This is a genomic window from Xylophilus sp. PBN-3R (assembly GCF_057747805.1).
The window spans coordinates 2125631-2149139 of the sequence record NZ_CM173225.1 but is presented as its reverse complement, the minus strand read 5'-3'; the positions used below and the strand labels follow the sequence as shown (position 1 = coordinate 2149139).

The following is a 23509-nucleotide window of genomic DNA, read 5'->3' as shown; positions in this document are numbered from 1 at the left end:
GTCAGGCACCTGCCTTCTTGCGGCTGAGGAACTGGTTGGCGATGAGGATCACGGCGGTCGCGCCCACCAGCAGGCAGGACGCGGAAATCACCGTCGGGTCGAAGTCGGTGGACAGGCCTTCGAACATGAGTTTGGGCAAGGTGCGGTTGCGCACCGTGGTCAGGAACAAGGCCATCACCACATCGTCGAAGGAGGTGACGAAGGCGAAGATGGCCGCTCCCGCCAGGCTGGGCATCAGCGCGGGCAGCATGACCAGCCGGAACATCACCGGCCAGGTGGCGCCCAGGCCCAACGCGGCCAGTTCCAGGCTCGGATCGAAGCTGCGCAGCGCCGCCCGGACGGTGATGTAGACATAGGGCGCGGCCAGCACCGTGTGGCCCAGAATGACCGCCACCGAATTGGCGACCCAGCCCAGCGGTGCCGTCAGGTAATACAGCGACACCCCGGTGATGATGGCCGGCACCGACATCGGCACGATGAACAGCGCGTCCAGCCACACCTTGGCGGGCGACTTCATCTTGTGCACGCCCAGCGCCGCGCTGATGCCCAGCACGCTGGCCAGCACCGTCACCACCAGCCCGACCTTCAGACTGGACCAGAGGGCGTCCAGCCATTTCGATTCCTCGAGAAAGCTGCTGTACCAGCGCAGGCCGTATTCGGGCGGCGGGAACGACGGGTACTGCGAGGTGCCGAAACTCATCGGTATCACCACGACGATCGGCAGGATCAGGAAGACGGCGCCGGCGATGCCCGCGATCACCGAGACCCGGCCGCCCGGCGTGCGCCTGGTCGTCACATGGCTGCTGCCCTTGCCGGCCGATCCGCTGATCAGTTTGTCCAGCCCGAACAGGCGGTTGAACATCCACAGCAGAAACAGCACGGTGACCAGCAGCACGCCGGCCAGCGCGGCGGCCAGGCCCCAGTTCAGGTCTTCGGTGATGTTGTGCGAGATCAGTTCCGCAGCCATGCGCTGGCCCGGCCCGCCCATCAGCGAGGGCGTGATGTAGTAACCCACCGCGTTCATGAAAACGATGATGCCGCCGGCCACCACACCCGGGCTGGTCAGCGGCATCACCACCTTCCAGAAGATGGCGACCGACCGTGCGCCAAGGCTCTGGGCCGCCTGCACCACCGAATGGTCCATGGCCTTGAACGAGGCATAGAGCGGCAGCAGCACGAAGGGCATCAGCACGTGGGTGGTGCCGATCATCACGCCGGTGAAGTTGTAGAGGAACGCGATGGGTGCGTCGGTCAGGCCGGTGCCGGTCAGCAAGGCATTGAGCGGGCCGTTCTTGCCGAGCAGCGCGATCCAGGCGGATGTCCGCACCAGGGCGCTGGACCAGAAAGGCAGAAGCACGACGAAGAACAGCAGTCTTGCGGTGCGGGGGCTGACGCTGGCCATGAGGTAGGCCAGGGGGTAGCTCATGACCACGCTGCTGAGCGTGACGGCTGCGGCGATGGTGAAGGTGTTGCCGAGCACGATCCGGTAGATGGGCGTGTCGAGCAGATGCTGGTAGTGGGCCAGGCTCAGGTTTCCCTCTTTCAGGAAACCTTCTTTCATGAGCCCGGCGATGGGGCCTATGAAAAACGCCAGCAGGAATAGCAGCAGGGGGAGCGCTGCCAGTGCCGCGGCGGTCGGTTTGCCAGTGCGCACGCGGGGGCGGGTTGTGTGAGGGATGGCGGTCATGAGGGGTCGGGCGCACCTGCGAAGCAGTGGAAGAAGCAGCAAAACAACCACCGAAGAAAAGACTCACCGAGCCCGAATAGCGTTGTACCGCTCCACAATCGCCGGCCCGTGGGTTTCCCAGAACTCGGAATCCATGAACACGGCGGTCTTCAATCGCTCCGGAGTGGAAGGCAAGCGCTGCTTGCGAGCCTCGTCGATCAGGGGCAGTGCAGCTTCGGTCGTGGGCCCGTAGGCGATGTACTTGCTGAACTCCGCCTGGTTCTTCGGCACGGCGATGTAGTTCAACAGCTTGATGGCCTCCGGCCGGTTCTGCGCCCCTTTCACCAGTGCCATGTAACCCACTTGCGCAACGGAATTGCCCCAGCCCATGGCGATCGGCAAACCAGCCGCGATGCCGGCGTCGAACCGGCCGTTCCAGCCCAGCGCCATGACAACTTCGCCGCTGCCCAGCGTGTTCACCGGCTCGGCACCGTTCTTCCACCAGGTGGCTACGTAAGGCTTGATCTTCTCGATCTGCTTCATCGCACGGTCCACACCGGCAGGCGTCGAAAGCACCTTGTAGACATCGCCCGGCGGCACCCCGTCCGCGATCAGCGCAGCTTCGAGCACGGTGGAAGGATCGTCCTGCAGCGTGCGTTTGCCGGGGAATTTCTGCACATCCCAGAAGTCGGCGAAGGTGCTCGGCTGAGGTTTGCCGGCCGGGAAGGCCTTGGTCGAATAAGCCACCAGCGTGGCGAAGATTTCGGTTGGCACGCCGTAGTCGTTGCGCGCGCCGGGGATCATGTGTTTCTGATCGACCATCTCGGGCGTGATCTTCTCGAACACACCCAGCTTCACGCCGCGCGCCAGACGCGCGCTGTTCTCGCTGACCACGTCCCAGGCAATCGACTTCGTGTCGATCATGGCGCGGATCTTGGCTACCTGGGGGTCGGTGTCCTCGATCACCTTGATGCCGGTTTCCTTGGCAAAAGGCTTGAGCCAGGCGTCGCGGATGGCGCCCTGGTAGGCGCCGCCCCAGCTGGCGAAATTCAGCTCGGCCGCGTGTACCGCGCCGCTGGAAAGAACCGATGCAGCCAGCAGGCTGGCCGCCAACTTCAGAAACTTGCTTTTCATCTAACGCTCCCGTGAAACACCCTGGTCGAGGACGCCGCACACAGGCCTTGTGCGCAGCGATACCAACGGTATGCAAGTCGCATGCCATTGGTATACCAGTGGAATTTTCTTAAGGCGTCAGAGGAAGGACGGCATGCTTCGAAGGGAAAAATAGAGGGCGGCGTGCACCGGACCGGGTCATCGTGACGCCGGTCCGTGCGTCATTCCGGTCAACGCACCACCATGAACATGCTCGGCAGCCAGGTCGAGAACGCCGGAACGAAGGTCACCAGCATCAACGCGAAGATCAGCGCGCCGTAGAAGGGCCAGATGGTCTTCATCACCGCGCCGACGGACACCCCGCCGATGGCACAACCCACGAACTGGGTGGTGCCCACCGGTGGCGTGTTGAGCCCCAGGGCGCAGTTGATCAGCATGACGATGCCGAACTGCACCGAAGACATGCCGTAATGCTGGGCGATCGGCAAAAAGATGGGCGTGCACAGCAGGATGGTCGCCGCCATGTCCAGGAAAGTGCCCAGCACGAACAATATGACGTTGATCAGCAGGAAGATCATCCAGGGCGTGGTGGTGATCTCCGACAGCAGCTTGCCGGTCAGTTCGGCCACGCCGTAGAAGCTGATGAGATAACCGAAGGTGCTGGAGATGCCGATCAGCAGAAGGATGACGCCGGTGGTCCGCACCGCCTTCATGGCCGCCTTCAGGAAATGTTCCCACTTCAGCGTTCGGTACAGCAGTACGGTCAGCGCCAGCGCATACAGCACCGCCACCGCCGCCGACTCGGTCGCGGTGAAGACGCCCGACAGGATGCCGCCCAGGATCAGCACGACGATGAACAGCCCCGGCAGCGCCGCCGCGAAGGACCGAGCCACGATGTGCCAGCCGGGGAAGGTGCCGGCCGGGTAACCCCGGTGCACCGCCACGAAGTACGCCGCGGCCAGGTTGCTGATGGTCAGCACCAGGGCCGGCACCAGCGCCGCCAGGATCAGCGCCGCGATCGACACCTTTCCGCCGGCCGCCAGCGAATAGATGATGAGGTTGTGGCTGGTCGGCATCAACGCTCCGACCAGGGCCGCATGGGTGGTCACGTTGACTGCGTAGTCGGCGTGGTAACCCTCCTTTTTCATCATCGGGATCATCACTGCGCCCATGGCCGAAACATCGGCCACCGGCGAACCCGAAACGCCGCCGAACAGCGTGCAGGCCACCACGTTCGACATGCCCAGGCCGCCGCGTACATGGCCCACCAGGTTGCGGGCGAAGTTGACGATGCGGTCGGCGATGCCGCCATAGAGCATCAGTTCGCCGGCGAAGATGAAGAACGGGATCGCCAGGAACGAGAAGACCCCCATGCCGGACGTCATCTGCTGGAAACCCACCTCCAGAGGCAGGCCTTCGTACAGCAGCGTCGCCAGGGCCGACAGGCCGATCGAGAAGGCGACCGGCACCCCCAGCAGCAGCAGCAGCGTGAACGACACGCTCAGGATCAGGAGTGGGACGGTCATGGCTTGTGGATGTTGAAGCTGGGCTCGACTTCGCGGCCTTGCGCGAGGGCGATGATGTGTTCGATGGAGAACATCGTGATCAGCACGCCGGCAATGGTGGCCGGCACGTATTTCCAGCCCTCGGACAGCGGCAGCGTCGGCAGCCGGTAGTCCCAGACCGAATGCGCCAGCGAGGCGCAGTTCCAGGCCATGGCCAGGCCGAACAGCAACACCAGGCCGTGGATCAGGAATTCCATCCGGGTGCGCAGCCAGTCGGGGGCCAGGACCAGGAAGGATTCAAGCCCGATATGGCCGGCATCGCGAACGCCGACGGCCACGCCGAACATGGTCACGTAAAGCACCAGCAGCAGGGCCAGGCTTTCGGCCCAGGTGGGCGTGCTGTTGAGCACATAACGGCCGAACACCTGCCAGCTGACGGCGCAGATGAGCGCCACCAGGCCGAAGACGCCCAGCCACATGCACGACCGTGCCAGGGAACGGCAGAGCCGCGAGTACATGGAGGGCTTCCCGGTCACTGCGTGTCCTGGGTGCGCTTGACCAGGTCCTTGAGCTTGGCATCGGTGATGTACTTGTCGTACACCGGTTTCATCGCCGCCTGGAAAGGCTTCTTGTCGACATCGATGATTTCCGCACCGCCGGCCTTGGCGATCTCGAGCGACTTGACCTCGCGGTCGGCCCACAGCTTGCGCATGTAGGGCACGGATTCCTTCGCGGCCTGGCGGACCTGGGTCTGTTCTTCCGCCGAAAGCCTGTCCCAGGCACGTTTCGAGAACAGCAGGATTTCGGGCGCCATCGAATGTTCGGTACGGCTGTAGAACTTGGCGACCTCGAAGGCGCGCGAGCTTTCGTAGGTGGGGTAGTTGTTCTCGGCGGCGTCGATCAGGCCGGTCTTGAGGCCGGTGTACACCTCGCCCTGCGGCATCGGCGTGGCGTTGGCGCCCATGGCTTCCATGGTGCTGACCCACAGGTCGGACTGCTGCACCCGCACTTTCAGGCCCTTCATGTCGGCAAGGCTCTTCACCGGCTTCTTGGCGGTGAAGACCGAACGCGAGCCGCTGTCGTAGAAGGCCAGGCCGACGAAACCCTGTTTTTCGCATGCCTTCAGGATTTCTTCCCCGACCGGACCGTCGAGCACCTTGTGCAGGTGGTCCACCGAACGGAACAGGAACGGCATGGTCGGCACCAGCGTCTCGGGGCAGATGTTGTTCATCGCGCCGACATTGACTCGCACCATCTGGATCGCGCCGATCTTGGCCTGCTCGATGGTGTCCTTCTCGCCGCCCAGGGCGCTGTTGTTGTAGACGCGGACGGTGTTCTTGCCGCCTGAGATGGCCTTGAGGCGCTCGCCCATGAACTTCACCGCATCGACCGTCGGATAGCCGTCCGGATGGATGTCCGCCGAGCGGAACTCGGTGGCCCGCGAGGCGAGCGGCATGGCCAGCACCGAGGCCAGCAGGGAAGAAACCAGAAGGGTGGAACGCAGTTTCATGTCTTGTCTCTTTTTGTCCGTGTGTTGTTGATCGAACGGTGCGCAGGAAAACGTTGGGACCCGGCCTTCAGTCGCCGAACGGGCCCTGGGCGGTAAAGGCGCCGCCCTGGTAGATGGCGTTGGGATCGGTGGCGGCCACCGGTGGCTGGGACTCCACCTTGTGTCGGAAGATTTCGGAGGTGTCGCGGGGCGTCCAGCCCAGGCGGGCGGCGGCATGGTTGTCCCACCAGACATCGCGGTTGGCCGACGCGCCGTAAACCACCGTGTGGCCGACGTCCGGTGTGGAAAGCGACTGCTCGACCAGCGCGGTCAGGTCGTCGAAACTCAGCCAGGTGCTCATCATCCGGCGGTTGGCCGGCTCCGGAAAGGACGAACCGATGCGCAGGCTGACCGTCTCGATGCCGTAGCGGTCGAAATAGAACTGCGCCAGGTCCTCGCCGAAGGATTTGGACAGGCCGTAATAGCCGTCGGGCCGGCGCAGCACTGCAGCGTCGAGTACCTCGCTTTGCCGGTAGAAACCGATCACATGGTTGGAACTGGCGAACACCACCCGCCGCACGCCGTGGCGGCGCGCGCCTTCGTACACGTGAAAGGTGCCGCGGATATTGGCCTCTACGATTTCCTCGAAAGGCCGCTCGACCGAGATGCCGCCGAGGTGCACCACGGCGTCGCAGCCTTCGAGCAAGGCGTCTACCGCCTCCTTGTCGGCCAGATCGCACTGCACGACTTCCTCGTGCGGGCCGCGCGGTGCGCCGAGGTCGGCGATGTCCGACACCCTCAGCAGCCGGCCATCGCCCGACGTGGGCGCCAGGCGCTCGCGCAGCACCCGGCCCAGTCCGCCGGCGGCGCCAGTCAGCAACAAACGTCGGGGCCTGGTCGCCAGGCCATCTGGATTGGTGGGGAAATCCATCGCGTAAACGTTTAACTCCGAGTTGCGTTAACAGAGCGGATACAGAGTCTCGATGCTCTTCCCCGCTCGGCTTTTCGTCAATATCGGCAGCTAATCGTTTACCCGGAATGTCGTGCCGCGGTGGATTCGCGTACCACGACCCGGCTGGGCAGCATGTCGCTTTCGGACCCTGCCGGTTCGCCCTTGATGACCCCGATGAGCCTGCGCATGGCGAGTTCACCGGTAGCCTCGCCCATCATGTCCACGCTGGTGAGCGCCGGGCTGGACAAGCGACCGTAGGCGATGTTGTCGAAGCCCGCGACCGAAAGCTGCTCGGGCACACGGATGCCGAGCGACCGGGCCTCGAGCAGCACGCCGAGCGCCATCAGGTCGTTGTAGGCCACGATGGCATCGTCCTTTTCGTCGGACAGCAACACGGTGGATGCCATGCGTTCTGCATCCTCCGTGGACGGCCCGGCGGCATCGACCACCCGCACACGCGCGCCGGGCGTGTCCTCGAATGCCTTCTGCAGGCCGAGCGCACGTTCGTGGCTCCAGCGCGCGCCGGAGAAACCCAGGTAGCAGATGCGTCGATGGCCCAGCTCGCGCAGGTGGCGGCCGATCATCAGGCCGGCGGTGATGTTGTCGCAGCCGACGCTGTGGCTGCCGGCGAATTCGGCCGACTTTCCATAAAACACGACCGGCGTGCCGCTGTCGAGCAGCCCGTCGATCACGGGCGCCGGCAACCGCGCACTGACGATCAGGCCGTCGACACGACGGGTGAGCGCCTGCAGCACCGCCAGTTCGGGCAAGGTGCTTTCGGCGGCGTCCGCGATGATGAGGTTGAGCCCGTCGGCGGTGGCTACCCGCGATGCGCCCTTGATCAGGCTGGTGAAGTGAGGGTTGCGGATGTCCAGGATGACGATTCCGACATTGCCGGTCTGGCCGGTGATCATGCCGCGCGCCATGGGGTTCAGCGAATAGCCGAGCCTGCTCACGGCATCGGCGATGCGGGTTTCCACCTCGGTGGTGAAACGCTGGTTGCCGTTGATGAACTTGGAGACGGTGGCGGTCGAGACGCCGGCCGCATGGGCGACGTCACGGAGCGTTGCGGGGCGCTTGCGTGGGGCGCTCATGTGCGGTGCGTGGAAGGTTTCGGGAAGGTCGGGAAATGCATCGGCTGCTTTATACCTGCGGGCCTGGCGAACCTACTCCGGATACCAGAGCGACCGCATCGTCACACGGTCGACCGCCTTGAACGCGGTGCTGGAGAAAGCCCTGGAAAGCTCGTTCGCGGCCGCCGTCAGCGAGGCGGCGTGCCGCTCCAGTTCCTGCACCGCCGCGCCGTCCGCCGGAGCCACCAGGCTGATGGCGCCGAGCAGGGTGCGCGGGCCTGCGTAGACCGGCGCGGCGACGCTGGCGGAGCCCGCGTCGGCCTCCCCGACTGTCAGGTGCCAGCCGCGTTCGCGGATGGCCGCCAGCGCATGTCCCCGCCCGCCCGAAAACGCCAGGATCACCTGACCCGCCGCCCCTTTCTCGAGCGGCAACGACTCCCCTACCCGTGTCGGGCTGACGAAACCGTCCTTGCCACGCACCCTCAGCAGCCGCACCCGCTGGCGGTCTTCGAGCGCAAAGAAGGACGCGCTGCGGCCGGTGTCGTCAGCCAGTTTCTGCAAGGCCGGCTCGATCAGGTTGCGCAGGTCGAAGGCCCGCTGGTAACGCGCTCCCAGCCGCGCTGCCGCAGGTCCCAGACGCCAGGCGCCACCATCGAGCGCCACCAGGTAACCCGACTGCGCAAGGGTTCGCGCCAGCCGCAGCACGGTCGGTTTGGGAACGCCGGTGCGCCGCGCCAGTTCGGCCAGCGCCAAGTGCGAATCGGTCATCCCGAAAGCGTCCAGGATGCCGAGCGATCGGGTCACCGCGTTGACGGTGTCTTCGGTTGCAGGCGGGCGGGCGGCGGAATCGGAAGGTGTCATGCGACAGGAATTCAGGGTTTTCCCGGCATAAACCATTCCGCCAGGCAAAACGAGATTGTGCCGCTGGCCGACGCTTTCTATCCTCGGGAAAAGGAGACTTCCCATGCAATCGACTTTCGTATCCATGCGCCGTGCGTTCGCGCCTCTGCTACTGGCGCTGATCGCCACGTCCGCGTCCGCCCAGGGCGCCTATCCCAACAAGCTGATCCGGCTGGTCGTGCCCTTCGCCGCCGGCGGTGCGGTCGACACCGTGGGCCGCAGCGTCGGCGAAAAGCTGGGAACCCAGATGGGCCAGCCGGTGGTGATCGACAACAAACCGGGCGCCAACGCCAACATCGGAACCGAGAACGTCGCCCGGTCGCCGGCCGACGGCTACACCCTGCTGGTGGCGGCCAACGGCGTGGTGACCAACAACACGCTCTACCCCAAGCTGGGTTTCAACGGCCTGAAGGATTTCGCGCCCATTTCCCGACTGGGTTATGCGCCGCTGGTATTGGTCACCGCCGCGTCGGAGCCGTACAACTCGGTGAAGGAACTCATCGCCGCGGCCAAGGCCAAACCCGGCGAGATGACCTACGGTTCGGCCGGCAACGGCACGTCCGGCCACCTGGCCGGCGCGCTCTTCGAATCGGTCGGCAAGTTCGACGCCATCCATGTCGCCTACAAGGGCGGCTCGCCGGCGTTGATCGACCTGATCGCCGGGCGGGTTTCCTTCATGCTGCTGAACCCGCTCGAAGTGCTTCCGCACCTGCAGTCGGGCAAGCTGAAGGCCCTGGCCGTCAGCGGCGACCAGCGCGCGCCGATGCTGCCCAACGTGCCGACGATGGCCGAAGCCGGCCTGCCCAACTTCGAGGCGACCGTCTGGTGGACGCTGCTGGCCCCGGCCGGAACAGCCGCCGACGTAGTGGCCCGTTTGAATGCCGAAACCCGCAAGGCCCTGGCCGATCCCGCAGTGCGTGAACGCCTCAACGGCCTGGGAGCGGTCATCACGCCGTCGAGCCCGGCCGAGGCGTCTGCCTTCCTGAAGACCGAGTCGGCCAAGTGGGAGCGCGTGATCCGCGCCGCCAACATCCAGCCCGACTGAAGAACCACGGGCTGCCCAGCCTTCGCAGGCGCGGGGCCGGCCCGCCGGCTCAGGCCGGCTGCATGCCTTCGGCCAATTTGGCCGGACCGGCTGCGGTCGAGCAGAGAAAACCGATGAACATCCTGGCGGCCTCGACCTGCGTCGAAGAAGCGCATACACCGGCCACGAAATCCGTGACGATTTCGGCTCCGGCCGGCAGGCGCGTCAGAAGCGTGATGCCGGGCGAATGGATCATTTCGCTCAGTTGCTGAAAGCCGATGGACACCTCGCCCCGCGCGACCATGTCGGCCACCGGCTGGCCCGGCGGCGCCTGCACCAGGCGCGGCGCCAGAGCATCCAGAACGCCCCAGCCATCCAGCCGTCCGAGCAGCGCCTTGCCGCTGGGCCCGGTCGAATATCCGATGGCGCCGGCCGCCATCAGGATGTCCAGCAACTGCGGCACGGTATCGACTGCGGGCGCCACGCCTCCGGCCGGCAGGGCCATCGCAACCGACGATCGCGCAAGCACCGATTGGCTGTCGGGCAGAAGCGCACCCGAGGCCCGCAGGCCCGCCATCGCATCGCCGGCAAGCACCACCACATCGAAGGCCTCGCCAGCCGCCACCCGGCGCGCGGCATCGACGCCGCCGACCGATTCGATCTCGATGCGCACGTCGCCGGCGGCGATGTATAGCGCCGCGAGTTCCTGCAGCAGTCGGCGCGTCGCCATCGACGAGATGCAGCGCAGGCGTGTGATGGATTCAGGACGATTCATGCGGCGGTTTTTACCTCGTTCACCGCCGAATTCAGCGGTCGTTCCACCCAATGAAACGACCTTGCCGGTGGTCATCCCGAAACCTATGCTGCTCAGAAAATCCATTCGGAGACACAGAAGATGATGCAATTCCCTGAACTGAACCGGCGCGACCTGTGCGGCGCCCTGCTCGGCACCGCACTGCTTGGCACTGCCGGCCCATCATCGGCGCAGAGCTACCCGGCACGCCCGATCAAAATCCTGGTGCCCTTCACGCCCGGTGGCTCGGCCGACCTGCTGGCCCGCTCCATCGGCACCGAAATCGGCAAGGCCTTCGGCCAGCCGGTGGTGGTCGAGAATCTGGCGGGAGCCGGCGGCACCGTCGCCACCGAACGGGCGGCCAGGTCGCCGGCCGACGGCTACACGCTGTTCATGGGCCATACCGGCACGCTGGCGGTCAACCCATCGCTGTATCCGAAGATGGGGCTGGTTCCCAACCGCGCATTCACGCCGGTCGCATGGGTCGCCCGTGTGCCCAACATCCTGGTGGTGCATCCGTCGGTGCCGGCGCGCAACCTCAAGGAACTCGTGGCCCTGATGAAGGCCCGGCCCGGCGCGCTTTCCTATGGTTCCGGCGGCAACGGCAGCGCGGCGCACATCACCATGGAATACCTGAAGATGCAGACCGGCACTTCGGCCCTGCACATTCCCTACCGCGGCACCGCGCCGTCGGTCAACGACCTGCTGGCCGGCCAGTTGCAGATGCTGTTCACCGGCGCGCCCGCCCTGATGCCCTTCATCAAGAGCGGCAAGATGATCCCCATCGCGATCTCCAGCCCGAAACGTATCCAGGTGCTGCCCGACGTGCCCACCGTGGCCGAATCGGGCGTGCCCGGCACGGCAGGTTTCGAGGCCGACCAGTGGTACGGACTGGTGGCACCGGCCGGCACGCCGGCAGACATCGTCGCCAGGCTCAACACGCAGATCAACGCATCGCTCAATTCCGACGAGGTCTCCAGGCGCATGGCCGCCGAAGGCGCCGAGCCCACGCCCACCACGCCGCAGGCCTTCGGTCAGCTGATCGACAAGGACCTCGCCCGCTGGACGCAGGTGGTCCGGCAGGCCAAGGTCACCGTCGACTGAGCCGGCGCCCCCTGCCCCCGCACACGACTCACCCATCCACACAAGCCCACAAGCACACACTTCGATTCTTCCCATGATCATCGACTGCCACGGCCACTACACCACCGCACCGCCGGCACTCGAGGCCTGGCGCAAGCGCCAGATCGAGGCCTTCGACAACGGCACGCCTCCGCCCAGCGCGTTCGAGCTGCAGATCGGCGAAGACGAACTGCGCGAGTCGATCGAAGGCAACCAGCTCAGGCTGATGGACGAACGCGGCATCGACGTCACCGTGTTCAGCCCGCGCGCGAGTTTCATGGCCCACCACATCGGCGACCTTGCCGTGTCGCAGGCCTGGGCCGCCATCTGCAACGACCTGTGCGCCCGTGTCGCGGGCCTGTTCCCCGACCGTTTCGCCGCGGCCGCCATGCTGCCCCAGTCGCCCGGCGTGGACCCGGCCACCTGTATCCCCGAACTGGAGCGCAGCGTGAATCAGCTGGGCTGCGTCGGCATCAACCTGAATCCCGATCCGTCGGGCGGCCACTGGACCAGCCCGCCGCTGTACGACCGCCACTGGTACCCCATCTACGAAAAGATGGTCGAGCTGGACATCCCCGCCATGATCCACGTCAGCACCAGTTGCAACGCGTGTTTCCATACCACCGGCGCGCACTACCTCAACGCCGACACCACGGCGGTGATGCAGCTGATCCAGGGCGACCTGTTCAAGGACTTCCCCACGCTGAAGTTCATCGTGCCGCACGGCGGCGGCGCCGCGCCCTACCACTGGGGCCGCTTCCGCGGGCTGGCGCAGGAGATGAAGAAACCCCTGCTCGACGAGCACCTGCTGAACAACGTGTTCTTCGACACCTGCGTGTACCACCAGCCGGGCATCGACCTGCTGACCCAGGTGATGCCGGTGAAGAACGTGCTGTTCGCCTCCGAGATGATCGGCGCGGTGCGCGGCATCGATCCGCAGACCGGCCATTACTACGACGACACGAAGCGCTACATCGAGGCCAGCCGGCTCGGCACGGTGGCGCGCGACCAGGTCTACGAAGGCAATGCCCGCCGGGTGTTTCCACGGCTCGACGCCCGCATCAAGAACCTCGAGGAAACCCGCCATGCATGAACTCGGCGTCGTCTACCGGAACATCGAACGCGCCGACAGCACCGTCGCCGATGCACTGGCCAGCCTGGGCTCGGCCACGGTTCATGAAGCGATGGGCCGCGTCGGCCTGCTGGCTTCCTACATGCGACCGATCTACCCCGGGCAGCAGGTTTCCGGCACGGTCGTGACGGTGTTGCTGCACCCCGGCGACAACTGGATGCTGCATGTGGTGGCCGAGCAGATCCAGCCCGGCGACATCGTGGTCGCCGCGCTCAGCGCGCCTAACGGCGACGGCTTTTTCGGCGACCTGCTGGCCACCAGTTTCCAGGCGCGTGGCGCCCGGGCGCTGGTCATCGACGCGGGTGTGCGTGATGTGAAGGTGCTGCAGGAAATGGGCTTTCCGGTGTGGAGCAAGGCCATCAGCGCGAAGGGCTGCGTGAAGGCCACGCTGGGCTCGGTGAACATTCCGGTGGTGTGTGCCGGCATGCTGGTCGAGCCCGGCGATGTGATCGTGGCCGACGACGACGGCGTGGTCAACGTGCCGCGCAGGCTCGCCGCTGCCACGCTGGAGAAGGCCCGGCAACGCGAGGCCCTCGAGGCCGAAAAACGCGACCGGCTCGCCAGCGGCGTGCTGGGCCTGGACATGTACGACATGCGGCCCGGTCTGGCCAGGGCCGGCCTGCGTTATATCGACTGAGACGTCGCGCTCAGAAGCTGTGCATCACGCCCAGCGTCGCCCCGGTGCCCTTCGGTTTGTTGGCGACGCCCTGGTAGTTGTTCTTCCAGCGGGTGTAGTCGGCTTCGGCGTAGAGCCGGGTGCGGCGGGAGAACTTGTATTCGGCGAACAGGATCACGCGCGAATAGCCGTCGTCCGCCGCGCCGGTTCGGGTGCGGTCGAGCTTGTAGAAAGACGCGGTGAGGTCGATCGCCGAGGACGCGGCCCAGGTGCCGCCGAACGAGCCGACTTTCTGCACCGTGTTGGCCGTACCCGATGTCTGGCCCTTGTTGCGGCCGTAGTTGGCCGCAAGGCGCAGTGCGCTGAGCTGGTACGACGCGCCCAGCGTGGCGGCTTCCAGATCCTGGAAGGTCGCCGACTTGAAGTTCTGGTAAGCACCCGAGACCACCAGTCGGTCGACCTGATATTGCGCTCCCAGGCCTGCGGAAGACTTGGCAGAGGTCGCATTGGTGGTCTCGCCGAAGCTGTACATCGCCTTGGCCGTGACGGGGCCGAACACGCCGGTGTATTTCAGCGAGTTGTCCAGCCGGTACGAACCGGTGGTGGAACCGCTGGTTCCGTATTCGATGCCGAGGCCGTGCGTGCTGACCGCGGTGGTCACGATGTTGGGATTGAAACTGGCGAAACGCATGCCCACCGCGTCGACCGGCCCGATGGCGTCGGCCAGCAGGTTGGTGTGACGCCCGGCCGTCAGCGTGCCCCAGGCCCCGCCCAGCCCCATGAAGGAAGCGCGGTCGAAGAACTTGGCGGTGTTGACCGTGGTGCCCGCGTCGAAGTTGAGGCCCGTTTCCAGGTTGAACAGCGCCTTCATGCCGCCGCCCAGGTCTTCGACACCACGAAATCCCAGCCGGCTGGTGTTGTCGATGCCGCTGGTCAGGGCGTTGGTGGTGCCGGGGTCGGGCGCGTGTGCGGCACTCAGGCCGGTGCTGTGCCGCACGCCCAGGTCTGCGATGCCGTAGATGGTCACGCTGCTCTGCGCCCAGGTGGCGACGGGGCAGAGAAATGCCACGGTGATGAGTCGTTTCTTCATGGTCTCCTCGATGGTTTGCAGCCCCTTGGGGCCCCTGCTTCCTGGCGGTGCGTGACTGCCGGGAAGCCTCCTTGCCGGGCAGGTGAACTGCCCTCGACGCCTTGTCTTTGTTGTCTCTTGGAGGCGTCGATGGCGCGAAATATAGGAGGCGCACCGAGGGCCGGCAAGACCGTTCCGGCTGGCGGAATTCTTCGGGGATTACCCTGCCGGAACCTTGCTTCGAAGCCTTGCGATCAGGGATTGGCCGCCAGCTTGGCTTTGATCCAGGTGAAGGCTTCCTGCACGTCGTAGTTGCCCGAATGCGGCACCAGGTAGGGGATCTTGAAATCCACCTCCTTCACCGTCGGATCCTTGCGAATGGCGTAGTACAGGACCAGCTGCATGGCGAACGAGGTGTCGCGGTCGATCATGCCGTGGCGCACGTACCAGTACGGTGCCGTATCGGCAGCGGTATTGAGGTAGGCCAGCGGGTTGATCAGCTTGAGCTGCGTCGCGAGGTTGTTGACGTTGGCGGCGATGTAGTCGCTGAAGCTCATGCCGGTGTCGTCGGCGCCGGAGCCGTCGCCGCGCACCTGGTTGTTGTTCCAGCTCCATTCGGTGAAGTTCGAATAGGCGAACGCATCGGAGCCGAACAGGTTGGTCTCGCCGCTGACCGCCGTGTTGCCGGTGACACCCGTCGCGTCGAAGGCTACCACCGTCTTCAGCGCCTTGATGGTCGTGATGAACTTGAGGTACTTGTTGTAATCGATGGCGGCCACCGTCGCGGTGGTGCCGCTGCCGCTCAGGGTCAGCCAGTCGTTGACTACCGTGGTGCTGGCCGCACCCATGGTGCCGGCGATGGTGAAGTTGCCGCCCAGCGCCGGCACCGCCGTGCCCTTGGCGATCTGTGCCTCGATCTCTCGCTTGACCTGGGCCTGCGTGCTGTCGCGCAGGTTGGCCGCGGTCAGCGCGGAGCCGTCCTCCCGGGTGAGGTTCAGGCCGGCCAGGTAGGCCGGGAACGTCGCGGCGATGGCGGCCGACGCGGCGGGTTGCGGGCCCGCGGAATAGGCGATGGCGTTCAACGCGCCGGTGTTGCCGTCGCTGCGGACCGGGTTGTATTCCCACTCGTAGCCGGCGTCGGCATTGCCCAGGTTGTTGATCGGACAGTAGGCGACCACGGCGAACAGGTCGTCGTTCAGCGTGCTGGCCGCGGTGCTGCCGGATCCGGTGACACCGGCGGCGCCGATATCTGCCAGGAAAGGCAGGTGATCGGCGCTGTTGCCACTGGCCGCCACGGCAGACACCAGTCCGCCGCCGCCGCTGGTGCCGGTCAGCACGATGCGGTTGGTGGTGCCCGGCATCAGGCTGTCGTTGAGCCGCAGGTAGCGGATGGCCGCCTTGGTGTCGACGATGGCGGCCGGTGCCTTGCCGGCCCAGCGGCCGTCCGCGGCGCGCGCACCGCGTCCACGGCTGCCGACGTTGACCACCACGTAACCGGCCTTCAGTGCGGCGCCGATGGCGTCGGTGTTGCTGGTGCTGACGAAGGTGGCGCCGGCGTTGATCGTGGTGGCGACCGGACTGTTGAACCAGCCGGCGTTGTTCACCACCATGTAGATCGGCCGCGTCTGGTCCGCGACCAGGCTTTCGGCTACCGAGACGATCATGGTCTGGTACGCGAACGGGTCGGCCAGCGTGGTGGCGGCACCGGTCAGGCTGGTCTGCGTCATGGCGAAACGGATCGGCTTGGCGACATAAACGATGCGGTACTGCCGCACCGCCAGGGCCACGCCGTCCAGCGTGACATTGACCGTCGTGTAGGCGGCGGCGTCGAACTTCAGGGCCACGTCGTTCGGGTTGGGTGTCACCGTGGCCACGGGTGCCGTGGCCGCCGCAGGCGTATCCGCCACCACGGCCGAATTGCCGCCGCCGCAACCGGCCAGCACACCGGCCGAAGCCAGTGCGGGCATGGCGGTGATGAGGCCGCGGCGTGTAAGTGTGGTTTTCATTGCTTGTCTCCGCTGTCGTTTCAGAAGTTATGGCGAATGCCCACGGCCAGGCCGTTGCCGCGTGCGGTGTTGGTCACCTTGTCGGTCAGCAGCACCGCATACACATCGGTCCGTTTGGACAAGGCGTAGTCGTAGCCCACCGAAACCGTGGACCGCTTCACATCGGCGATGGCCGTCTGTTCCTTGTCGGTGTGGGCATAACTGGCCAGTGCCTTGCCCGCACCGAAGGGCACCGAGACACCCACCTGAGCCGTGCCGAGCCTGATGTCCACGCCGGGCGCCTCGAGCTTGCTGCGCTGGTACTGGCCGTAGACCTTGAGCAACTTGAAGTCATAGGCCGCGGCCAGCTGCGCTGCCCGGTCGGTATTGATGTTGATGACCGCCGGCGGCTTCGAATAGCTCAGCGCCATGCCCGACAGGCTTTCGACCGACAGGCCCAGCGACAGCCCGTCGCTCAGGTAGGTGGCACTGCCGCCGAAGCGCCGGCCCGAGGTCGTGCCCTCGGCCATGGCGTATTGCAGCGCGCCTTCCCAGCCGTTCCAGCTTGGCGTGTTGTAGGCGATGCTGTTGCTCCAGGCCGAGTCGGTCACGCCGTGGCTGGTCATCAGCGGCTGCGCGGCGCTCGGCAGGTAGGTCGCCATGAAGACCGGGGCCAGCGACGAATCCGCAAACGGGTTGAAGCGGATGGTGTTGATGAAGTTGGGCGTGGAGATGCGGCCCAGGCGCAGCAGGCCCGCCTGGTTTTCCAGGCCCACCCACGAATAACGCGCCCAGTAGGCATCGGTGGCCGAGCGGCCGTATTCACCCGTGTCGACCCGGATGTAGCTGCTCATGTCGAAGCGGGCCTTCAATCCGCCGCCCAGGTCTTCCGTCCCGCGGACGCCCCAGCGCGATGCGTTCATCAGGCCGCTGGTCAGTGTCTGGGTGCGTGACTCGCCGCTGAGCTGTTTCGAATAGACGCCCAGGTCCAGGCTGCCGTAGATGCTCACGCTGCTCTGCGCCCGGGCGGGGCTGCCGATGCCTGCTAAGGCGCCGCTTGCGACCAGGGCTGCGCCTGCCCGCAGGGCATTGCTTCTGACTTTCATGTTGTCTCCTCGGGGTGGTTTGGTATTTTTCGAAGAAGGCCGGCAGCCTTCAGTCCAGCGATGCGCGTGTCTGCTGGATGACCCGGCCCATGGATGCCGATTCGTCCTTGATGTACTGGCGGAACGCGTCCGGCGCGATCACGAAAGGCACGTAACCGAAGCTGGTGTACTTGGCCTGGATGGCGGGGTCGGCCAGCGCGGCGGCCACGTCGCGGCGGACCTTGTTGGTCACGGCTGCGGGCAGGCCCGGCGGCAATGCAAGCGCCGTCCAGCCGCTGACTTCGAAGTCGCCCGGGCCACCGGCCTCGGCCATTGTCGGCACCTCGGGCAGGGCCGCGAGCCGGTGAGGTGCGGCCACCGCCAGGTAACGGATCTTGCCCGCCTGGTAGAGCGGCAGGGTGGAGCCGCTGGAACCCATGGCAAACGACAGGTCGCCGTTGGCCACCGAGGTGTAGAGCTGGCTGGTTTCCTTGTAGATCAGGTGAACCATGTCGGTGCCGGTGGCTGCGGCGAAACGGGCCGACCCCAGGTGCACCGGGTTGCCGACCGACCACGATCCGTAATTGAGCTGGCCTGGCCGGGCCTTGGCATCGGCGATCAGGTCCTTCAGGTTCTGGTACGGCGATGCCTTGGCCGTGGTGAACAGGAAGTAGGCCTTGTTGAGCGGCATCAGCACGTCGAAGTCCTTCGTCGCGTCGTAGGGCAGCTTCTTGAACAGGTGCGGATAGGCGGTGAGGTGGACGTTGTCCAGCTGGATCATGTCGTGGCCGTCGGTGGCGCCGCGCCTGAATGCGTCGATGGCGACGAAACCGTTGCCACCCGGCCGGTTCTCGACGATGACCGCCTTGCCCCACGCCCGGCCCAGCTTGTCGGCCAGCAGCCGCGCCAGGCCGTCGGGTCCGCTGCCTACCGGGAACGGGGTGATGAGGCGTACGGCGCGTGCCGGGAATTCCTGTGCCTGGGCTGCCAGGCCCGCGGCCAGGCCCATCGCGGTGATGGCAATGGATTTACAGAGAAAGCGTTTGGTGTTTTTCATATGTCTCTTTTGTGTTTTTGGGGGATGGATCAGTCCGGGGAACAGGTTCAGGCGTCGGTCTCCTCTTCTGCCTTGCCGGCGACGGAATAGCTGAGCGGCACCTGGCGCGTCAGCAGGAAATCCTCCAGCGGCTGGTCGCGCATGGCGGCATAAATGGCCAGGTTGGGCACGCCGACGACCGCACCCAGCTTCTCCAGCAGGAAGAAGATGACGCCGTAGTGGATGAGCCCTTGCCAGTCGCGGGTGCGGATCAATTCCCGCTCCTGCTCAGACAGGTCGGCGGCAGCCAGCATCGCGGTTTCGTCCGCCAGGAAGGCCTTGCGCCGCGCCGGCTGGATGAGGCCGTGCAGAAACTTGCTGATCCGGTACGAGGCCACGCTGCGGTCCAGGTCGAAGGGATAGGTGCCGGCCAGTTCGGGCCCCTGCCCCTGTTCGGCCATCAGGGCCCGGTGGCGGCGCACCTCGCCTGCCACCGGATCGCTGGCCAGGTTTTCGAGCACCAGCGTGGCGATGCCGGTCATCGACGGCAGCGTGTACGACTTGTGCAGGCATCGCACGCTGGCCGACAGCGCACCGCGCATCACCAGCCACATCACAACCTCGGCGCTTTCGTAGCCGCCCAGGCCGGCGTATTCGGCGAGCGTCAGCTCGGCCAGCCGGTCGGGGTCGTTCTGCACCATTTCCAGCAGGCGGGCGTCCCATTCCTGGTTGTTGAAACCCGAACGTTCGCCGTGCACCTGATGCGACAGACCGCCGGTGGCGACGATGGCGACCCGCAGGTCCGGGTCCGGAAAACTCTCGATGGCACGGCGCAGGGCACGGCCGAACTTCAGGCAGCGTCTGGCCGACGGCGTCGGCGACTGCAGCACACCGATCTGCAGCGGCACGATGGGGGCGGGCCAGTCCGGCCGGTGGTCGCACAGCATCGACAGCGGAGAAAAACAGCCGTGGTCCAGCGCCTTGTCCTGGAAGAAGGACAGGTCGAACTCTTCCGCCGTCATGCTGCGGCCGACGTGCCGCGCCAGTGCGCTGTGGCCGGCGATGGCGGGCAGGTCTCGTGCGCCGCCGCCTTCGTCGGCCACCGCCCATTGTTCGCCGATGCCCAGCGCGAACGCCGAATAGTGGTCGAAGAAGAAGGAGGTGACGTGGTCGTTGTAGACCATCACGATGACGTCCGGTTTCTGCGCCTGCAGCCATTCGCGGGCCGGTTTGAAGGCCGAGAAAACCGGGCCCCACTGCGGGTCGTCTTCCTTGGCGCGGTCGAAGGCGAAGCCGATGGTCGGCGTGTGGGAGGCGCCGATGCCCCCGATGATTCTGGCCATGTTGTCCCCTGCGCCGCAGCGCTTGTGGTCGATGCGGCGCGATTGTGTTGAGGCATGGCCTTCGCGGATAGATAGCGCGTTCGAAGGGGCGAGAACCTGGCGTTATCACGTTTGGGAAAGCGGCATCGGCCGAATAGCATCGGCCGCATGAAACTGACCAGCATCAAGGGCCTGATGGCCGCCGTCGAGGAAGGCAGCCTGCGGTCGGCCGCCAAAAAACTGGGCATCTCGCAACCAGCGCTTTCGAAGCTGGTGCGTGAACTGGAGCTTGAAATGGGTGCGCCGCTGCTGATGCGCACACCCAGCGGAGTCACCTCGACCGCGCAGGGACGGGTGGTCTACGAACACTCCGCCAAAGCGCTGCGCGAGTTCGAGGACGCCGCCCACGCGGTGCGCCGGCTGGGGGGTGACATGGTCGGCCAGTTGCATATCGGCGCGGTGCCGCTGGCGGTGATGCTGCTGATTCCGGAAACTCTGCGCACCTTCAGCCAGAGTTATCCGGAGGTGCAGATACGGGTGAGCGAAGAGCTTTACGTGGCGCAGCTGCAGCGCCTGCGTTCGGGTGAGGTCGACCTGATGGTGGGTGGCGTGCCGCCCGAACTGCCGCGCAACGAATTCGTGGTCGAACCGCTCGTGAAGACAACCATGGTGCCGGTGGCCCGCATCGGCAGTCCGTGGCTGGCGGCCCGCCGGCTGGCAGACCTGCAGCCGGCGCGCTGGGTCTACACCGGCGCCAATGCAGCCACCGGTTACGCCCGCCAGTGGTTCGACGAACAGGGGCTGCCGGCGCCCCCGGCAGGCGCCATCGTCAACTCGACGCTATCGCTGCTGTCGCTGGTCAGCAGCACCGACTGCGTGGCCCTGATGCCGGAGCAGATCGCGCAACATCCGGTGTCTCGCAACTTCGTTTCGGTGATACCGGTCGAAGAGCGTGGACTCGACCTGGATGTGGGCGTGATCATCCGCGGCGACGTCGCGACCCGGGCGCTGGTCCGGCACCTGATGTCGCACCTGCACCGGGCGGCGCACCAGGTACGCATCGCCGCCCGGTAGCCGGCGGACGCGGCTTCAGGGGCGCGAGGCCGACTCCAGCCCGTTGCGTTCGAGCACCGGCACCACGGCGGGCGAAGCGAAATAGCGGATCAGCGCCCTGGCGCCCGCGACGTCCTTTGCCGTGGTCGAGATGCCGGCGGAAAACGTCGTCATGCGCTGCAGTTCGGGCGGCAGCACACCGACGAAATCGACTCCGGGAATGGGCAGCAGTTCGCTCACCTGCTGCAGCCCCAGTTCGGCGTCACCGCGCGCGACGACGGTGCCGACACGTTCGCTGAGGATGCGTTTGCTCTTCGGTTTCACCTGCGCCTCGATGCCCAGGTTCTTCAGCATCTCGTTTTGGTAATAGGTGCCGCTGGCGCTCGCGGAATAGGCGATGGACGGTGCTGCCAGCAAGGCGGCGCGCACCGCGGCGACCGTGCTGACATCGGGCTTGGGCGCGCCGGTGCGCACCGCGAAACCGATAAGGGAATTGACCAGGTCGACCTGGCTGCCAGGCACCACCTTGCCCTGCGCGACCAGTTCGTCGAGCGAGCTGCGCGCCAGGATGACCACGTCTACCGGCTCATTGCGCGCCAGCCGTGCGGGGATGGAATCCGACGCGCCGCCCATGGACGATCCATAGACGATGGTGAGGCTGTCGCCGGTGCTCGCCTCATAGCCCGGCTTGAGTTCGGTCGCGGTGGCTGCGAAGGCCCCGGAAGTCATCATCGTCACCTGGTGCGGCACCCTGGCAGCAGGCGGCGCGGTGCAACCGGCCAGGCCGACCACGAACAGGCCCGCCAGCAAGGTGGCGCGACGGGATACCGAAACGACCGGCGCAAGAAAAGGTTTTGTTTTCATGGAATGCCTTGATGGATTCAGGACGGGTTCACCGGACGGTGGAATTCAGCGGTGCCACCAGTGCGCCTTCGATGCGGTTCCGCTGCAAGGCCTGTGCGACGAAACCGCTGGCCTTCATCTCCTCGACATAGGCGCGCAGGGCTTGCACCGCCAGCGGCGGCCGGCCGGCGGGCACACCCATCGCCTGTTCGATGACCATGAAACGGCCGGGGAGCAGGCGCACGTCGCTGAAGCGCTTCGCATCGAAGTCGAGCTGCTGGCGCACACCGGCGGCCACGTCCAGGCGCTTGTTCATGAATTCGTCGACCACCATGCCGGACGTCGGCGTGCGGACCAGCGTGGCGTTCTTCAACTCGCGTGTCAGATAAAGGTCGTAGGCGCTGCCCTTGCCGACGGCCACCGTCAGGCCGGCGCGGTCGACATCCTCGTTGCGTTGCAGCGGCGAGTCGGCGCGGACCATGTAGGCACCTTCGATCACCACATAGGCGGCGGTGAACGAAACGCCCTCCCCGCGCAGCGGATCGATGGCGAAGAAACCGATGTCGGCATGGCCACCGCGCACCACCTCGACCGACTTGCCGGCGGCATCCACCGCCATCAGGTCAACCGGCACGTTCAGGCGCCGGCCGAGTTCCCGGGCCAGGTCGACCGAAACGCCGGACAAGGCACCGGTCGACTTGTCGCGGCCGGCCAGCACCGGGTTGCCGAGGTTGATGGAGGCGCGCAGGCGGCCGGTCGGGGCCAGTGCGGCGACGACGGCGGACGTGGCCTCGAAGGCATTCGGCGGGGGCGTCGGGCTCGGTGTGCCGGCACAGCCGGCGAGCAGCGTAGCGGCCATGACGGCCAGGGTGGAGCGGCGCTGGATTTCAGGATGCATGGAATGTCTTCGAAAAAGGTCATGGATCGGGGCGTGCCGCACTCTGCCAGATGGATCGAGAGCCTCGACCCAGGCAAACCCGAATTTTTTAAATCGCTAACGTATACGATATTACGTACACCCAACCGGATCAAAACCATGCTTCCCTGGCAAACCACTGCTGACGAAAACCACCTGGCCGCCGTACGCGACACATCGTTCTCGAAGCTGGTGCGCGAGCATGTCCTCGGTCGCATCCTGCGCGGCGAACTGCTGCCCGGCGAACGCATCGGCGAGCCGGAGGTGGCAGCCGAACTGGGTGTTTCGCGGGTGCCGGTGCGGGAGGCGTTGCGTGAGCTCGAAAGCTCCGGACTGGTCGTCTCCCGCAAACATGCAGGCGTCTTCGTGCATGCGCCGGATGCCGACGAGATTCGCGGCCTGTACGACCTGCGCGCCCTGCTCGACGGTTATGCCGGCCGACGTGCGACCGCCCTGCCTCTGCCCGCGCGCATCGCACTGTGCGACGCCCTGGACGCCTCCATCGCCACCATGCGTGCTGCCGCCAAGGTGAGCGACGTCACCCGCTACTACGCCGAGAACCTGCGTTTCCACTGGCTGATGGTCGAGGCCGCCGACAACCTGCCGGTGGCCGAGACCTATCGCAACGTGGTTCAGAAGCTGCACCTGTCGCGCCTTCGTAACCTGTCGCAGGACATGGGCATGAAGGCCTCCATTGCCGAACACTCCGCCATCGCCCGCGCCCTGCGCGACGGTGATGCCGCCCGATGCGAAAAGCTGCTGGCCACCCACGTCAAGGACGCCTTCGGGCGGTTGAACGACGCCACCGGCTGAGA

General features: G+C 65.8%; 22 protein-coding genes. 6 read left to right on the top strand and 16 right to left on the bottom strand.

Translation table 11 applies throughout. The features are described 5' to 3' along the window. Position 1: 1 nt before the first annotated feature. The 8 genes from AC3ANW_RS10210 to AC3ANW_RS10175 all read right to left on the bottom strand — a co-directional run bounded on the left by AC3ANW_RS10210 (position 2) and on the right by AC3ANW_RS10175 (position 8659). Positions 2–1687 carry an ABC transporter permease subunit gene (locus AC3ANW_RS10210; RefSeq protein WP_488345062.1) on the bottom strand — a complete coding sequence of 562 codons (1686 nt, stop codon included), beginning with the start codon at positions 1685–1687 and terminating at the stop codon, positions 2–4. Positions 1688–1750: 63 nt separating this feature from the next. Beyond that, positions 1751–2800 carry an ABC transporter substrate-binding protein gene (locus tag AC3ANW_RS10205; protein WP_488345061.1) on the bottom strand — a complete coding sequence of 350 codons (1050 nt, stop codon included), beginning with the start codon at positions 2798–2800 and terminating at the stop codon, positions 1751–1753. 209 nt (positions 2801–3009) lie between these two features. Continuing rightward, complete coding sequence (locus AC3ANW_RS10200; protein ID WP_488345060.1) at positions 3010–4305, bottom strand: TRAP transporter large permease; 1296 nt, start codon at positions 4303–4305, stop codon at positions 3010–3012. Further along, positions 4302–4802 carry a TRAP transporter small permease gene (locus AC3ANW_RS10195; RefSeq protein ID WP_488345059.1) on the bottom strand — a complete coding sequence of 167 codons (501 nt, stop codon included), beginning with the start codon at positions 4800–4802 and terminating at the stop codon, positions 4302–4304. The genes AC3ANW_RS10200 and AC3ANW_RS10195 overlap by 4 nt, the downstream gene beginning before the upstream one ends. 14 nt (positions 4803–4816) lie before the next feature. Continuing rightward, a complete protein-coding gene (locus AC3ANW_RS10190) occupies positions 4817–5794 on the bottom strand; it encodes a TRAP transporter substrate-binding protein (protein ID WP_488345058.1) in 978 nt (325 codons plus the stop codon). Between the two features lie 67 nt (positions 5795–5861). After that, the gene (locus AC3ANW_RS10185; RefSeq protein ID WP_488345057.1) at positions 5862–6704 is read right to left on the bottom strand and encodes an NAD-dependent epimerase/dehydratase family protein; all 843 of its coding nucleotides are present in this window, start codon (positions 6702–6704) and stop codon (positions 5862–5864) included. Between the two features lie 98 nt (positions 6705–6802). Further along, on the bottom strand, positions 6803–7819 hold the full coding sequence (locus tag AC3ANW_RS10180; protein ID WP_488345056.1) for a LacI family DNA-binding transcriptional regulator: 1017 nt from the start codon (positions 7817–7819) through the stop codon (positions 6803–6805). A gap of 72 nt (positions 7820–7891) precedes the next feature. Beyond that, complete coding sequence (locus AC3ANW_RS10175; protein WP_488345055.1) at positions 7892–8659, bottom strand: IclR family transcriptional regulator; 768 nt, start codon at positions 8657–8659, stop codon at positions 7892–7894. A gap of 103 nt (positions 8660–8762) precedes the next feature. Between AC3ANW_RS10175 and AC3ANW_RS10170 the strand changes: the two genes are divergently transcribed. Further along, positions 8763–9743 (top strand): Bug family tripartite tricarboxylate transporter substrate binding protein, encoded by a 981-nt coding sequence (locus AC3ANW_RS10170; RefSeq protein WP_488345054.1) that lies wholly within the window; start codon positions 8763–8765, stop codon positions 9741–9743. A 49-nt stretch (positions 9744–9792) separates the two neighbouring features. Here AC3ANW_RS10170 and AC3ANW_RS10165 read toward each other — a convergent pair whose 3' ends face one another. After that, positions 9793–10497 (bottom strand): substrate-binding domain-containing protein, encoded by a 705-nt coding sequence (locus AC3ANW_RS10165; protein WP_488345053.1) that lies wholly within the window; start codon positions 10495–10497, stop codon positions 9793–9795. Between the two features lie 120 nt (positions 10498–10617). On the opposite strand from AC3ANW_RS10165, the gene AC3ANW_RS10160 reads away from it, so the two are divergent. From AC3ANW_RS10160 to ligK, 3 genes are all read left to right on the top strand, one after another. Beyond that, on the top strand, positions 10618–11619 hold the full coding sequence (locus tag AC3ANW_RS10160; RefSeq protein WP_488345052.1) for a Bug family tripartite tricarboxylate transporter substrate binding protein: 1002 nt from the start codon (positions 10618–10620) through the stop codon (positions 11617–11619). A 73-nt stretch (positions 11620–11692) separates the two neighbouring features. Then, complete coding sequence (locus AC3ANW_RS10155; protein ID WP_488345051.1) at positions 11693–12730, top strand: amidohydrolase family protein; 1038 nt, start codon at positions 11693–11695, stop codon at positions 12728–12730. Further along, complete coding sequence (ligK, locus tag AC3ANW_RS10150) at positions 12723–13406, top strand: 4-carboxy-4-hydroxy-2-oxoadipate aldolase/oxaloacetate decarboxylase (protein ID WP_488345050.1); 684 nt, start codon at positions 12723–12725, stop codon at positions 13404–13406. The genes AC3ANW_RS10155 and ligK overlap by 8 nt, the downstream gene beginning before the upstream one ends. A gap of 10 nt (positions 13407–13416) precedes the next feature. Here ligK and AC3ANW_RS10145 read toward each other — a convergent pair whose 3' ends face one another. From AC3ANW_RS10145 to AC3ANW_RS10125, 5 genes are all read right to left on the bottom strand, one after another. Beyond that, positions 13417–14475 carry a porin gene (locus AC3ANW_RS10145; protein WP_488345049.1) on the bottom strand — a complete coding sequence of 353 codons (1059 nt, stop codon included), beginning with the start codon at positions 14473–14475 and terminating at the stop codon, positions 13417–13419. A 233-nt stretch (positions 14476–14708) separates the two neighbouring features. After that, positions 14709–16460, bottom strand: a complete 1752-nt coding sequence (locus AC3ANW_RS10140) for a subtype B tannase (protein WP_488345048.1) — start codon at positions 16458–16460, stop codon at positions 14709–14711. Positions 16461–16480: 20 nt separating this feature from the next. After that, on the bottom strand, positions 16481–17545 hold the full coding sequence (locus tag AC3ANW_RS10135) for a porin (protein ID WP_488345047.1): 1065 nt from the start codon (positions 17543–17545) through the stop codon (positions 16481–16483). 49 nt (positions 17546–17594) lie between these two features. Then, positions 17595–18581 carry a tripartite tricarboxylate transporter substrate binding protein gene (locus AC3ANW_RS10130; protein WP_488345046.1) on the bottom strand — a complete coding sequence of 329 codons (987 nt, stop codon included), beginning with the start codon at positions 18579–18581 and terminating at the stop codon, positions 17595–17597. 47 nt (positions 18582–18628) lie between these two features. Further along, positions 18629–19903: a gallate dioxygenase gene (locus AC3ANW_RS10125; protein WP_488345045.1), complete on the bottom strand. Its 1275-nt coding sequence runs from the start codon at positions 19901–19903 to the stop codon at positions 18629–18631. 147 nt (positions 19904–20050) lie between these two features. Here AC3ANW_RS10125 and AC3ANW_RS10120 point away from each other — a divergent pair, with 147 nt between their 5' ends. Continuing rightward, positions 20051–20956, top strand: coding sequence for a LysR family transcriptional regulator (locus AC3ANW_RS10120; RefSeq protein ID WP_488345044.1), 906 nt, complete (start codon positions 20051–20053; stop codon positions 20954–20956). A gap of 15 nt (positions 20957–20971) precedes the next feature. Here the strand turns inward: AC3ANW_RS10120 and AC3ANW_RS10115 are convergent, their stop codons facing one another. Both AC3ANW_RS10115 and AC3ANW_RS10110 read right to left on the bottom strand, forming a co-directional pair. Further along, positions 20972–21799, bottom strand: coding sequence for a substrate-binding domain-containing protein (locus AC3ANW_RS10115; protein WP_488345043.1), 828 nt, complete (start codon positions 21797–21799; stop codon positions 20972–20974). A 28-nt stretch (positions 21800–21827) separates the two neighbouring features. Then, positions 21828–22676, bottom strand: a complete 849-nt coding sequence (locus AC3ANW_RS10110; protein ID WP_488345042.1) for an ABC transporter substrate-binding protein — start codon at positions 22674–22676, stop codon at positions 21828–21830. Positions 22677–22814: 138 nt separating this feature from the next. On the opposite strand from AC3ANW_RS10110, the gene AC3ANW_RS10105 reads away from it, so the two are divergent. After that, positions 22815–23507: a GntR family transcriptional regulator gene (locus AC3ANW_RS10105; protein ID WP_488345041.1), complete on the top strand. Its 693-nt coding sequence runs from the start codon at positions 22815–22817 to the stop codon at positions 23505–23507. Positions 23508–23509: the final 2 nt, after the last annotated feature.

What these genes read in the sequence shown, in the direction of transcription:
- AC3ANW_RS10210 (WP_488345062.1), bottom strand. Translation starts at nt 1,687, where the DNA reads ATGACCGCCATCCCTCACACAACCCGCCCCCGCGTGCGCACTGGCAAA.
- AC3ANW_RS10205 (WP_488345061.1), bottom strand. Translation starts at nt 2,800, where the DNA reads ATGAAAAGCAAGTTTCTGAAGTTGGCGGCCAGCCTGCTGGCTGCATCG.
- AC3ANW_RS10200 (WP_488345060.1), bottom strand. Translation starts at nt 4,305, where the DNA reads ATGACCGTCCCACTCCTGATCCTGAGCGTGTCGTTCACGCTGCTGCTG.
- AC3ANW_RS10195 (WP_488345059.1), bottom strand. Translation starts at nt 4,802, where the DNA reads ATGTACTCGCGGCTCTGCCGTTCCCTGGCACGGTCGTGCATGTGGCTG.
- AC3ANW_RS10190 (WP_488345058.1), bottom strand. Translation starts at nt 5,794, where the DNA reads ATGAAACTGCGTTCCACCCTTCTGGTTTCTTCCCTGCTGGCCTCGGTG.
- AC3ANW_RS10185 (WP_488345057.1), bottom strand. Translation starts at nt 6,704, where the DNA reads ATGGATTTCCCCACCAATCCAGATGGCCTGGCGACCAGGCCCCGACGT.
- AC3ANW_RS10180 (WP_488345056.1), bottom strand. Translation starts at nt 7,819, where the DNA reads ATGAGCGCCCCACGCAAGCGCCCCGCAACGCTCCGTGACGTCGCCCAT.
- AC3ANW_RS10175 (WP_488345055.1), bottom strand. Translation starts at nt 8,659, where the DNA reads ATGACACCTTCCGATTCCGCCGCCCGCCCGCCTGCAACCGAAGACACC.
- AC3ANW_RS10170 (WP_488345054.1), top strand. Translation starts at nt 8,763, where the DNA reads ATGCAATCGACTTTCGTATCCATGCGCCGTGCGTTCGCGCCTCTGCTA.
- AC3ANW_RS10165 (WP_488345053.1), bottom strand. Translation starts at nt 10,497, where the DNA reads ATGAATCGTCCTGAATCCATCACACGCCTGCGCTGCATCTCGTCGATG.
- AC3ANW_RS10160 (WP_488345052.1), top strand. Translation starts at nt 10,618, where the DNA reads ATGATGCAATTCCCTGAACTGAACCGGCGCGACCTGTGCGGCGCCCTG.
- AC3ANW_RS10155 (WP_488345051.1), top strand. Translation starts at nt 11,693, where the DNA reads ATGATCATCGACTGCCACGGCCACTACACCACCGCACCGCCGGCACTC.
- ligK (WP_488345050.1), top strand. Translation starts at nt 12,723, where the DNA reads ATGCATGAACTCGGCGTCGTCTACCGGAACATCGAACGCGCCGACAGC.
- AC3ANW_RS10145 (WP_488345049.1), bottom strand. Translation starts at nt 14,475, where the DNA reads ATGAAGAAACGACTCATCACCGTGGCATTTCTCTGCCCCGTCGCCACC.
- AC3ANW_RS10140 (WP_488345048.1), bottom strand. Translation starts at nt 16,460, where the DNA reads ATGAAAACCACACTTACACGCCGCGGCCTCATCACCGCCATGCCCGCA.
- AC3ANW_RS10135 (WP_488345047.1), bottom strand. Translation starts at nt 17,545, where the DNA reads ATGAAAGTCAGAAGCAATGCCCTGCGGGCAGGCGCAGCCCTGGTCGCA.
- AC3ANW_RS10130 (WP_488345046.1), bottom strand. Translation starts at nt 18,581, where the DNA reads ATGAAAAACACCAAACGCTTTCTCTGTAAATCCATTGCCATCACCGCG.
- AC3ANW_RS10125 (WP_488345045.1), bottom strand. Translation starts at nt 19,903, where the DNA reads ATGGCCAGAATCATCGGGGGCATCGGCGCCTCCCACACGCCGACCATC.
- AC3ANW_RS10120 (WP_488345044.1), top strand. Translation starts at nt 20,051, where the DNA reads ATGAAACTGACCAGCATCAAGGGCCTGATGGCCGCCGTCGAGGAAGGC.
- AC3ANW_RS10115 (WP_488345043.1), bottom strand. Translation starts at nt 21,799, where the DNA reads ATGAAAACAAAACCTTTTCTTGCGCCGGTCGTTTCGGTATCCCGTCGC.
- AC3ANW_RS10110 (WP_488345042.1), bottom strand. Translation starts at nt 22,676, where the DNA reads ATGCATCCTGAAATCCAGCGCCGCTCCACCCTGGCCGTCATGGCCGCT.
- AC3ANW_RS10105 (WP_488345041.1), top strand. Translation starts at nt 22,815, where the DNA reads ATGCTTCCCTGGCAAACCACTGCTGACGAAAACCACCTGGCCGCCGTA.